Raw genomic sequence first — 11,160 nt, 5'->3', positions numbered from 1 at the left:
GATGATATGGCTTCTAGTGCTACATGTTTCTTTAAATGCCTGATATTTGGCTATTTAGAAAGAGTAGCTAAGCGCTAGTTTCATGCTGTCATGGCTTAGGTCATTCGGGTTTATTTTCCCAGGTACTGCTACTTCAGGTAATGGATCGAAATCTACGTCACTAATACGTGTGTACTCTCCCTTGACTGACCAATGGTCATTGACAGCATATTCAAAGCCCACGCCCAGAGTTAGTCCTACTTCATCACCACTTCCACTTCGCATGGGTGGCGCAAATGGGTAGCTGTTATGAATATCAAAATCTAAAACTGTTGCTCCAGCAATACCGTAAACAGAGAACTGACGAGTAACATCTACACCCGCTTTAAAATTAACACCGTAACTAGACTGCAAATCAATTCTTGTTTGTAGCATGTTGTTAATGTTGGTAGTGCTGGTACTTTCATCGGTATAGAACACTTCAGCAGCAACAAATAGATCATCTCTTACATGATATTTATAGCCCAAGTGCAAACCGATGGCAGCATCGCTTTCTTCTGCGAAGCTTGTAATACTGGGACTTGTGGCTAACCCTGTATTACGTTCAATGCTATGAGATAACGTAGAACTTTGAATTTGTCCACCTAAATACAAACCATCACCTGCGTGTGCTGCAGTACCTAAACTTGCTGCGGCTAGGGCAGCCGCAATGCTGATACCTAAAACTCTGGCGCTCTTATTCATGTTATTTTCCTTACCTTTATTATTACGCGCCTCTGCTACCACGAATCAATTGAAGGGGATTGTTTAGAGTAGCTGCACGCATATGTTTAGTCTTTACAAGTCAACCGTTACTGACTAAGCGCAGTGTAAGGGAGTATGTATGGGGAGTTATCGCAGCAATATTCTGTGTTTGTCATTAATCTATCCGTGACTTATTACGGGTTGGGATAATCTTGGCTTCGATGTGATATTTGGGCTTTTGTTGTGAGAGTTTCGTGATATTTAGCAGGTAGAATCTTAAGGCGGGTGAGTAAAAAGTGTAGGGTTTGCAATGAACATAGATCGCAATTGATTTAGCGTTGTTGATATTGCCGGCAACCATTTTGACATGATGGGTTCAAAGCTATTTATGGAAAACAAAAAAATACTGATTGTAGAAGATCAGGATGACATTGCGGGCTTACTGAAACTGCATTTTACCGATCTGGGTGCTGAGGTGACACATGTGCCTGATGGGCATGAAGGGTTACGACTATCCAGTGCTATGGAATGGGATTTACTCATTCTTGATATTCAGCTTCCTGGCCCTTCTGGATTAGAAATTTGTAGAAATGTTAGGCGTAATGCTGGCTACGTCCCTATTCTTTTACTGACATCGCGTTCTAGTGAGCTTGATCGTGTCTTGGGGTTAGACCTAGGGGCTGATGATTATGTAACTAAGCCTTTTAGTGTCATGGAACTTATCTCCCGCGTGAAGGCTATTTTTCGCCGTGTAAGTGCTATGCAAAAATCGGTACCACAAACAGCAAGTGTTATTCGTATTGGCAGCCTTTGCATTGATGAAGAACTACATCAAGTCACACTCGCAAATAAAGTGATTGACTTGACGGCTCGAGAGTTTGATTTGCTCCTGCACTTTGCTAATCAACCTGGGCGAGTGTTTCGTCGTTCAGAGCTACTGGATAGTGTTTGGGGGTACGGCCATGATGGTTATGAGCATACCGTTAATTCACATATCAACCGGTTGCGCTCAAAAATTGAAGAAGACCCGAACAACCCTAATATTATTGTGACAGTATGGGGCGTTGGTTATAAATTGGATTATAAAGGTTAGCCTCATGAGTACTTCTGCTACTGTGCCTGAACCAGCCCCCTCTTCTGCTCGCTCTTCTGTGAAACGTGGCATTTTGGGTACGTTAAACTCTCGCCTTTCTGTTGCGTTGATTATGATAGTGATTGCCGTTGGTATGTGTGTGATGGTGGCCAGCCAAGCATGGATGCGAATATATTATGAAGAGCTGACGCAAAAACTAAACGCTAGCATTGCTATGTATATTACGGGTGAATACCAGTTGATTCAGGGAGATGATGGCTTGCCCAATGTGTCGGTAATTCAGTCTTTAGCGAATCAAGCTATGATCATTAACCCGATAGCAGAAGTCTATTTACTCGATGTAAACGGGAACATAATAGCCCATGCCTTACCTCCAGAAACAAGCATGCAAACGTTTGTCCCTTTAGAGCCCATAAAACAGTTTTTAGCAGGGAATGCAGAGTATCCCATTCGAGCTAGTGATCCGCGTCATCAGGGCGTTAATAAGATATTTTCAGCAGCTGAAATACGTTACACAGAAGAACTCAGAGGGTACCTCTATGTGGTTCTTGGGAGTGAGGTTTACGACAATATAGAAGATGGCATACAAAGCAGTTATAGCCGCACAATGGCGTTAATCACTATCACAGTCATCACGTTTGCCGCAGCGATAATTGGTGTATTGATCTTTAGCTTATTAGTGCGTCGTTTAAATACGTTAAGCCAAAAAATGCACGGCTTTAGTGAGTTAACATTGCATGGCAGCCTGTTTGATGAGAAAGAGCGCGATGTGCCATCTCCACGTGACGAAATAGATCTGCTAACTCTGACTTTTGAACAGATGTCCTCAAAGATCGGTCGTCAGCTTGAAATGCTGAGTGGCGCTGATGAAGTGAGACGAGAGCTTATCTCTAATGTATCTCATGATTTACGTACTCCCCTGTCTACTGTTCAGGGGTATTTAGAAACGTTGTTAATTAAAAATGATCAGCTTACAGAAACGGAACGTCTGGAGTATTTGAATACAGCAATGAAGAGCTCTATACGACTGGGGCAGCTTATTGGTGATTTGTTTGAATTATCTAAGTTAGAGTCGACACATGTTGTGCCTAATTTTGAAAAATTTTCTTTGGCGGAGCTGATTTACGATACGGTTCAGGAATTTAGTTTAGAAATGAATGCAAAAAGCATTCATATTGATGTACGTAATGATCAAAACAATGCCGTTGTGTTTGCAGATATTAGTTTGATACAACGAGTGTTTGAAAATCTTATTCGTAATGCAGTTGCTTACACGCCGGATAATGGTGAAATATTATTTTTAATTGAAGAGGCTGAGCATAGCGAGAACAACTGTATAAAAGTAAGCATTGTTGATAATGGCCGAGGTATTAAAGCAGAAGACCTGCCTTTTATCTTCGATCGCTTTTATATTAACCCTGATCGCAGCCGTGAGGATACTCATTCAACGGGGTTGGGCTTGGCCATCGTTAAACGCATACTCGACTTACACGAAACCAGCATTCAAGTACAAAGCACGCTCAATAAAGGCTCGCGGTTTGCGTTTGCTTTACCCAGACCCATCACTACATAAAAACAGCAGACATAAAAAAGCCTTGCACAGGGCAAGGCTTGTATATTTGCTATTATTTATGCGCGTTTTCTACGAGAGAATCCAAGCCCAGCAAGGCCTAGTGCGAAAATAGCTAACGTTCCTGGTTCTGGAACAGTGTTAGTGATAGGCCCGCTTCGGGTGTTCAGGTTTAGAGTAACGCTATGGATACCGAGTGGATCAGACCCTACATCATCTTCATAGAAGAAAGTCCAATCACCGATACCCGATTCTCCATTAAAAGCAGCTAAAGAGCCTTCTGGTGCAAATGTACCACTTGCTGGCAATGTACCTAAAGCAGCACCCATGTCAGAAAAAGTGGTAACAATACGGCTTAAATTAGATGTTCCTACGACGAATGTATCGAAGTTGCCTGTTTCAAACGTTTCATTATCACTATTGTTCTCTATGAGAGAAATAGTGGTGCCAAACGGGCTACGAAGGCCAAAGCCTATTTCGTTAGCAAATGGTGTGCCTGATCCGCCTGTGCAGCCAGTGCTATCAACGCCAGATCCACACTTTGAGAAGTCTATCGTGAGAGTTAATCCGGTAATAATACTGCTTCCTGTGAAGTCACCAGCAGCAAAAGATAAGTTCTTTGTACCGAATGCGTTATCAACACTATCAAAAACACTGTCTGTTACGGAAATAATGCCGGCTTGTGCAATAGGGGCTAATAAAAGACTACCTGCTAATGCGGCTACAGTACTGAGTTTACGTAAAATCATATCGGATTCCTTATGTTGTGGTGTCCGGTATACAGCGATTGTAAAAAAGGACAGTTTTAAACAGATACTAAGACTATGCAGTAATCAGGCCTATTATGTTTTTCTGTTTATTTATCAGTAGTTAGGGATGGGTATATGTCTGCTTATGGATACACCACGTCAAACAATGTAAAAAAAACTGACAAAATTTATTTTCTATTTCTTAAGTTAAGCTGAATTTACCTAAGAATATATCAATATAACGCTTTCATATACGGGTGTGATTGAGTTTTCAGCTATAAAGAGTGCTTTCAGCTTCGTTTCAGTTATAGGTTATATAGTAGCTTTATCAAGTAACGAAGCAGGTTAACCAACATATGAGGCACGTATCACCAATAAGGTTAGAGGTCTTATTGTGTGAATAGATTCAGGTTCATTCTCTCATCCTTCACTAGTAGACAGACCTTTTGCCGCTAACTTTCTCATGGTTAAGCGGCTTTTTTTAATGAAAATTCACGTATAAGTATTTGAATTGTGACATAGAGAGATGATCAAGTTGTTGATTTCTCGTAGGAATGCTTTTCTATGTCACACACTTCTATCGTTAGTGATGTATCTCTTAATGATAGTGTCTGGAGTTCTTTTAAAACAGCGGCAGATAATTGATGGCGCTGTTCGGTGGTTCGCCCAGATAAGATTTTAATGTTGATATGAACAAATTCTTTTTTAAAAGCGCCTATTTGATAATGTTTATAAGAGATGGCTCTTGTTTTGATGTCTGGCTCTTCAAATAACTGAGAGGCCAGTGCACCACGGTACGCGGCAGTAAGCAGGAGGCTAGGGTCAATGAATGCTTCAACCCCTTCAGAATATTCAATGATGCAGTGTGGCATGTATAAGGCTCCAAACAATTATTTACGTGCGCAAAGTTCATGCAGGCTTCGGATAACGTTAACGCCTGATGGTGGGGAGGTATCTGCACTAAGCCAGATAGATGTTATACCGACCGCAAGCGCTGGTTTAATATCTTTTTCATAGCTGTCGCCGACCATAACCACTTGACTTGGTGAAATGCCTAGCTGGGTTATGATTGTTTTGAAAAAATCGGGGGAATCTTTTGTAATGCCAAGACTCTCTTTACAGAAATATCCGGTAATAAATTGACTGATGTCAGCGCGCTGAAAAGCGGCTTTTATCTCTTGCTCGGATGAGTCGCTTGCCCCTGTTGCAATGTATAGTTGGGCTTCTTTGGATAACGCAGCTAATGCTTCGTATGCGCCGGGAACTGTTTCTACGTGACCCCAATTGCACATTTTTCCTACGGAGTTCGGGAAATCAACCATCAAGGTGTCTCCCCAGTCAAATAGGTATGTGGTAATCACAGGAGGCTCCTTTTTAATATTTTGCATCGTTTTAACGTTGGGTGGACTTCTGTTTATTCGTGATTTACTTAGATGAAAAAAGCTAAGCAAAAAACAGTAGGTTTAATGCCTGCAAATAACTGCAGTATATATTGGTTGGCTTTGTAGGGCTGCTTTTAGAATAAATGGGAGGTGGTGCCTCCCATGGAATATTTCGTGATCGGTCATGCCGTTATTACATTTGATGAGAGCCCCCTAATCTTTCCAAAATGCTTTGCTTGCTTCTTCTTGAGCCTCACTGATGCTGATGCCGATATCTTTTAGTTGATAACTGTTCAGTTGTGACAGTTGTTGGCGGGTTCTTCTGTTCATGTTCCAGTGGCGTAGACGGCTTTTTACGGTAGCTAATTGTTCTTGAAAAAATGTTGATGTTTTTACTGTGCTGGAGCTGCGTAGTGAGGTTTTTTTTAAGCATAGGTTGCTAGTATTCATGATTTTATCTCGCCTCTTTTTGCTTTTAATAACTGATTTTCAGATCTTGTAGCTATTTTTAATGAATATGAGTGAGGCGACAAACGAGTAATTCAGCAGTATGATTAAGAAAATCTTACTTATGCTGCGGGTGTTATATGGATAAGCTTCCTTCGTTAAAAGCACTACACGCATTTTATTATGCAGCTCAGGCACAGAGCTTTAAGTTGGCAGCGGAGCGTTTGCATGTAACCCAAGCCGCTGTTAGCCAGCAAATTAAAATGCTTGAGCAGCAGCTAGGCGTTTTATTATTTCGCCGATTGACGCGCGAGGTTGTATTAACCCCGGAGGGTCTACAGCTTTTACCTTTTGTCAGTAAAGCTTTTGCTTTGTTCGAGCAGGGTGTGGCGGAGCTTGGTCAGGACTTGCACCCAAATCGTTTAACGTTGAGTGTATTACCCTCATTTGCTAGTCGCTGGTTAGTGCCTCGACTGGGAGGTTTTCAACAACAGAACCCAGCGCTAATTATTCATTTAACACCGAGTTTGAGGTTAGATGTATTTGAGGCAAATGATTTAGACCTTGCTGTACGTTTTGGGCAGGGAGAGTATTCCGGGTTAAGTTCACGGTTACTACAGCAGGAATATTTATTGCCTGTCTGTCATCCTTCATTAATTGATGGAAACCTGCCGGTTGCTGAGCAAATAGCACAACTGCCTTTGTTGGCAGATGATGCGCCAGATATGAATATGGTTTGGCCAAAATTTGAGAAAAGGTTAGGTATGGCGTTACCTAATGACTCAACGCGTTTGTATGTGGCGGACTCTACATTGCTTGTAGAGGCATTACTCAGCGGGCAAGGCTTTGCGATGCTTCGTTATAGTTTGGCTTACGACCTACTGCAAAAAAGGCAGTTGGTCTGCCCTTTGCCTATTTATATAAAATCTATTTATGATTATTACTTAGTGGCGCCAGAGTCTTACTTTAAGCGCGCTAAAGTGCGTCAGTTTGAGAGATGGATACGGGAAGAAATAAAGATAATAGATTCTAGTTGGCAGAAGTTTTCAGTGGATTTGGAAGAGGTTGATTGATCTCGCAGTGCTTTTCATTAATCTCTATAAAGGCTCTTGCTGTGTTGTACAGTGAATACTCCCTCCTCCGCTGGCAATGCCGTCAATAGAAATCTGTTCGATACGATGTTCAGGAAATGCGTTGACTAGTTGTTTTTTAGCTGCATTATCGGCTTTTTTATCACCAAATTTTTGCATGATAACGGCACCATTACAGACGTAATAACCGACATAACCCGCTGCAAAGTTTGTTATTCCGTATCTTGTGTTGATATCCCAGGGAGTATCTAAAATAACAAGCTCAAGGGAGTTGCCCTGTGCATTGGTAGCTTTACTAAGAATGTCTATGTTATTGCGGGTGATGGTGTAATCATAAGAATTTGTATCCGTATCCCGGCTAACCGCAACAACACCTGGCTTAATGAAACGAGCATAAAAGTCGGTATGGCCATCAGTAATATCCTTTCCTTTGATGCCTTTAAGCCAGATGATTTTAGTCAGCCCAAGCAGCGACATTAACTCAGTCTCTACATCTGCCTTAGATTTTCCTGGATTGCGGTTGTTATTGAGGATGCAGCTCTCGGTTAAAATAGCCGTACCGCGACCATCTAATTCAAAGCACCCGCCTTCCATTATTAAGCTGGAAACAATGCTTCTCGCCTCTGCTTGCTGAGTAACAAAATCAGCTATTCTGGTATCGTATTCATAGGCTTGATCTTCACCCCAGCCATTAAAGTTAAAACTAACGGCGGCCTTCTCCCCTGTTTTATCTACAACAAATGCTGGCCCGGTGTCTCTCATCCATAAGTCATTTAAAGGGAACTCAATTAAATTGATTGGATGATCGTGACTATCTAAGCTTCCCAGAAGTGCTAATGCCGTGTCGTAGTCTTGTTCGCGTACTAAGATGGTTACAGGTTCATATTTCGCAATAGTTTTAGCAATTGTTGCTAAATTGCGTTGCACTTCGGGTATTTGTTGTTCTTCCCATATGTCGTGACTAGCGATAAATGCCATCCAAGTACGTTTATGTAGCGCGCTTTCATCAGGCATGTGGGTTTGAGAGTACTGATTAGGCATATATGTTTGCCCAAAGACGCGCTGAGCTAAAAGCCCACTACTTAGAAGCGATAGTGAGTGTAAAAAGCGACGTCTACTAGGCATGTTATTCAGTTTATCCTTATGCCCAGTCTTCTTGGAGGTGTTGGTCTTTGAGTTTCACGTAGTTACCGGCTGTGTAGGTAAAATAGCTCATCTCTTTCTCTGTTAGCGCCCTTACCTGTTTGGCTGGCCTGCCGACATATAAAAAGCCACTGACAAGTGTTTTGCCTGGAGGTACTAAGCTTCCTGCCCCTAATACAACATCTGACTCAATAACGGCACCATCCATAACCATGGCACCCATACCGACTAAAACCCGATCGCCAATAGAGCAACCGTGTAGCATCGCTTGATGCCCGACAGTGACATGATCGCCAATGATGAGCGGGTAACCATCGGGGTTATAAGGGCCTGCATGTGTAATATGAAGGATTGAACCATCCTGTATACTGCAGGAATGGCCGATACGGATACGATGCATGTCACCCCGAATAACAACAAGTGGCCAGACTGAGCTATCTACGCCTATTTTCACATCACCGAGTACGACTGCGGAAGGATCAACAAAGACTTTATTGCCAAGTGTGGGTGTCATTCCTTGAAAAGATCGAATATTCATTAAACTCACTCGCTTGCATCGCCATAATCAGTCCCCATTGTATACTAATCACTATTTTCTGTTGTATTGACATAAGTACTGCAATAAGTAGCTACTAAGCACTGTTATGCTCCGCGATGAGAGTTATTGTGGCTGTACTGACGTATGGCTGCGTTGCAGATATGTAAAAGCCCGATTTGGAGAAATCAATGAGCAACCCGTTATTGGAACCTATCCTGCTACCCCCGTTCAGCCAGATTAAGCCCGCTGATATCTCTCCTGCTGTTGATCAACTATTGCAACAAGGGCGTGATCAAATTGCTACATTAAACAGCGATGCTAGCAGTAGCGAGTGGAATAAGGTTATTGCCCCGTTGGATAGTATTAATGATGCACTAAGCCAGGCGTGGTCACCGGTATCGCATCTAAATAGTGTGTTGAATAGTGATGAGCTACGAGAGGCCTATAACGAAAATTTACCTAAGCTATCGGCCTATTGGACGGAGATGGGCCAAAATGAAGGCTTATTCAATGCTTATCGGCGTGTTTCTGAGAAGTCTGTCGGCTTAAATGCTGTTCAGGAAAAGGTACTAGAACATAACCTTAGAGACTTTCGTTTGTCAGGTATTGATTTACCTGTGGATAAAAAGAAACGCTACGCAGACATCAGCCAGCGTTTGTCTGAGTTGAGTACAAAATTTTCTGAAAATGTAATGGATGCTACACAAGGCTGGGAGAAGTTGATTACTGATCCTGCACTGTTAAAAGGTATGCCTGAAATGTCGCTAGCGGCGGCTAAACAAGCTGCTGAAGAGAAAGGCAAAGAAGGTTATCTGCTCTCGCTTGAGTTCCCTTCTTACTTCCCGGTGATTACGCATTGTGATGACCAAGTATTACGTCGTGAAGTGTATGAAGCTTACGCTACACGTGCGTCTGATCAAGGGCCGAATGCTGGTCAATGGGATAACTCCGAAGTCATGACGGAGATATTGGCATTACGTCAAGAAATGGCTGCATTGTTGGATTTTGAAAGTTATGCAGAGTACTCATTAGCGACGAAGATGGCTGACACACCAGAGCAGGTACTGCAGTTCTTATATGACCTTGCCGATAAAAGTGTTGATGTGGCTCGCCAGGAATACAAAGAGCTCTGCGCATTTGCAAAAGATGAGTTTGGCGCAGAGAGCGTTGAGTCGTGGGATGTGTCTTATTATTCAGAAAAACTCAAACAAGCGCGTTATTCGTTATCGCAAGAAATGTTACGTCCTTACTTCCCATTTCCTAAAGTGCTAGAGGGAATGTTTGTAGTTGCTGGGCGTTTGTTTAACATCGAAATCGAAGAAGTAACTGACGTTGATAGCTGGCATTCTGATGCACGTTTGTTTGTCGTTAAACGCAATGCAGAGACCATCGCGCGCTTTTACTTAGATCCTTATGCACGTGCTAATAAGCGTGGTGGCGCATGGATGGATGTTTGCCGTACCCGTAGGCGTTTAGAAGATGGCTCGTTACAGCTGCCAACGGCTTATCTTGTGTGCAACTTTAATGGGCCAGTGGGTGATGATCCTGCGCTGTTAACGCATAACGAGGTTACTACTTTATTCCATGAGTTTGGCCACGGCTTACATCATATGTTAACGCAGATGGAATATGCTGATGTTAGCGGTATTAATGGTGTTGCGTGGGATGCTGTAGAGCTTCCTAGCCAGTTTATGGAAAACTGGTGTTGGGAGCCTGAAGCATTGGAAATCATCTCGGGACACTACCAAACCGGTGAAACATTGCCTGCTGATCTATTGGAAAAAATGTTGGCTGCAAAAAACTTCCAGTCTGCACTAATGATGGTTCGCCAGTTAGAGTTTTCAATTTTCGATTTTAAATTGCATCATGAATTTGAAGCCGGTAAAACGGATGTTCAAGCTTTATTGCAAGGGGTTCGCCAGCAAGTCGCTGCAATTACACCTCCTAAATTTAATCGCTTTCAGCATAGCTTCAGTCATATTTTTGGTGGTGGTTATGCCGCAGGTTACTACAGCTATAAATGGGCAGAAGTGTTATCGGCAGATGCATTCTCGATGTTTGAAGAGCAGGGCGTTTTTAATCAGCAAGCAGGGCAGCGGTTTCGTGAAACCGTATTAGAGCAGGGCGGCTCAAAAGAGCCTATGGAATTGTTTGTTGCTTTCCGTGGTCGTGAACCCAAAGTTGATGCTTTGCTTAGACATTCTGGTATCAATGTTTAGATTTTTAGTAAGGAACAGTCATGTCGGTTATTAAACGTTTTGTAGCAGGGGCTGTGTGCCCTCGTTGTGGCGAGATGGATACGATTCGTGTTTATCGCAATGAAATCCGCGAATACCGTGAATGTGTTAAATGCGATTATGTGGATGGGCAAAACTTAGATGGCTCACCTGAGGAGGCTGAGTTAGAAACACGTGTGAATAAGCC

General features: G+C 42.5%; 12 protein-coding genes. 5 read left to right on the top strand and 7 right to left on the bottom strand.

What is annotated here, in order from left to right; genetic code table 11:
- Positions 1-54: 54 nt before the first annotated feature.
- On the bottom strand, positions 55-723 hold the full coding sequence (locus tag QZZ55_RS19095) for a porin family protein (protein ID WP_293269017.1): 669 nt from the start codon (positions 721-723) through the stop codon (positions 55-57).
- 367 nt (positions 724-1,090) lie between these two features.
- On the opposite strand from QZZ55_RS19095, the gene QZZ55_RS19090 reads away from it, so the two are divergent.
- Together QZZ55_RS19090 and QZZ55_RS19085 are read left to right on the top strand one after the other, a co-directional pair.
- Positions 1,091-1,816 (top strand): response regulator transcription factor, encoded by a 726-nt coding sequence (locus QZZ55_RS19090; RefSeq protein WP_293269016.1) that lies wholly within the window; start codon positions 1,091-1,093, stop codon positions 1,814-1,816.
- 4 nt (positions 1,817-1,820) lie between these two features.
- Positions 1,821-3,389, top strand: coding sequence for an ATP-binding protein (locus QZZ55_RS19085; RefSeq protein ID WP_293269015.1), 1,569 nt, complete (start codon positions 1,821-1,823; stop codon positions 3,387-3,389).
- A gap of 56 nt (positions 3,390-3,445) precedes the next feature.
- Here the strand turns inward: QZZ55_RS19085 and QZZ55_RS19080 are convergent, their stop codons facing one another.
- From QZZ55_RS19080 to QZZ55_RS19065, 4 genes are all read right to left on the bottom strand, one after another.
- On the bottom strand, positions 3,446-4,135 hold the full coding sequence (locus QZZ55_RS19080; RefSeq protein ID WP_293269014.1) for a PEP-CTERM sorting domain-containing protein: 690 nt from the start codon (positions 4,133-4,135) through the stop codon (positions 3,446-3,448).
- 530 nt (positions 4,136-4,665) lie between these two features.
- Complete coding sequence (locus tag QZZ55_RS19075; RefSeq protein WP_293269013.1) at positions 4,666-5,007, bottom strand: 5-carboxymethyl-2-hydroxymuconate Delta-isomerase; 342 nt, start codon at positions 5,005-5,007, stop codon at positions 4,666-4,668.
- Between the two features lie 18 nt (positions 5,008-5,025).
- Complete coding sequence (locus tag QZZ55_RS19070; protein ID WP_293269012.1) at positions 5,026-5,496, bottom strand: HAD family hydrolase; 471 nt, start codon at positions 5,494-5,496, stop codon at positions 5,026-5,028.
- Positions 5,497-5,730: 234 nt separating this feature from the next.
- The gene (locus tag QZZ55_RS19065) at positions 5,731-5,967 is read right to left on the bottom strand and encodes a DUF1127 domain-containing protein (RefSeq protein WP_293269011.1); all 237 of its coding nucleotides are present in this window, start codon (positions 5,965-5,967) and stop codon (positions 5,731-5,733) included.
- 137 nt (positions 5,968-6,104) lie between these two features.
- Here QZZ55_RS19065 and QZZ55_RS19060 point away from each other — a divergent pair, with 137 nt between their 5' ends.
- Positions 6,105-7,037, top strand: coding sequence for a LysR substrate-binding domain-containing protein (locus tag QZZ55_RS19060; protein WP_293269010.1), 933 nt, complete (start codon positions 6,105-6,107; stop codon positions 7,035-7,037).
- Between the two features lie 24 nt (positions 7,038-7,061).
- Here the strand turns inward: QZZ55_RS19060 and QZZ55_RS19055 are convergent, their stop codons facing one another.
- Positions 7,062-8,180, bottom strand: a complete 1,119-nt coding sequence (locus tag QZZ55_RS19055) for an agmatine/peptidylarginine deiminase (protein WP_293269009.1) — start codon at positions 8,178-8,180, stop codon at positions 7,062-7,064.
- 16 nt (positions 8,181-8,196) lie between these two features.
- Positions 8,197-8,736, bottom strand: a complete 540-nt coding sequence (locus tag QZZ55_RS19050; protein WP_293269008.1) for a gamma carbonic anhydrase family protein — start codon at positions 8,734-8,736, stop codon at positions 8,197-8,199.
- A gap of 188 nt (positions 8,737-8,924) precedes the next feature.
- Between QZZ55_RS19050 and prlC the strand changes: the two genes are divergently transcribed.
- Both prlC and QZZ55_RS19040 read left to right on the top strand, forming a co-directional pair.
- A complete protein-coding gene (gene prlC / locus QZZ55_RS19045) occupies positions 8,925-10,955 on the top strand; it encodes an oligopeptidase A (protein WP_293269007.1) in 2,031 nt (676 codons plus the stop codon).
- Positions 10,956-10,975: 20 nt separating this feature from the next.
- Positions 10,976-11,160: YheV family putative zinc ribbon protein (locus QZZ55_RS19040; RefSeq protein ID WP_293269006.1), on the top strand; the 185-nt coding region annotated here is incomplete at its 3' end.

This window comes from Neptunomonas sp. (genome assembly GCF_016744175.1).
Taxonomy (GTDB): Bacteria; Pseudomonadota; Gammaproteobacteria; order Pseudomonadales; family Balneatricaceae; genus Neptunomonas.
Note: the sequence above shows the minus strand (reverse complement) of the source record. Positions and strands in the feature narration are given on the sequence as shown.

Bases quoted from the DNA above. Each gene is read 5' to 3' on its own strand.
- QZZ55_RS19095 (WP_293269017.1), bottom strand. From the start codon at position 723: ATGAATAAGAGCGCCAGAGTTTTAGGTATCAGCATTGCGGCTGCCCTA.
- QZZ55_RS19090 (WP_293269016.1), top strand. From the start codon at position 1,091: ATGATGGGTTCAAAGCTATTTATGGAAAACAAAAAAATACTGATTGTA.
- QZZ55_RS19085 (WP_293269015.1), top strand. From the start codon at position 1,821: ATGAGTACTTCTGCTACTGTGCCTGAACCAGCCCCCTCTTCTGCTCGC.
- QZZ55_RS19080 (WP_293269014.1), bottom strand. From the start codon at position 4,135: ATGATTTTACGTAAACTCAGTACTGTAGCCGCATTAGCAGGTAGTCTT.
- QZZ55_RS19075 (WP_293269013.1), bottom strand. From the start codon at position 5,007: ATGCCACACTGCATCATTGAATATTCTGAAGGGGTTGAAGCATTCATT.
- QZZ55_RS19065 (WP_293269011.1), bottom strand. From the start codon at position 5,967: ATGAATACTAGCAACCTATGCTTAAAAAAAACCTCACTACGCAGCTCC.
- QZZ55_RS19060 (WP_293269010.1), top strand. From the start codon at position 6,105: ATGGATAAGCTTCCTTCGTTAAAAGCACTACACGCATTTTATTATGCA.
- QZZ55_RS19055 (WP_293269009.1), bottom strand. From the start codon at position 8,180: ATGCCTAGTAGACGTCGCTTTTTACACTCACTATCGCTTCTAAGTAGT.
- QZZ55_RS19050 (WP_293269008.1), bottom strand. From the start codon at position 8,736: ATGAATATTCGATCTTTTCAAGGAATGACACCCACACTTGGCAATAAA.
- prlC (WP_293269007.1), top strand. From the start codon at position 8,925: ATGAGCAACCCGTTATTGGAACCTATCCTGCTACCCCCGTTCAGCCAG.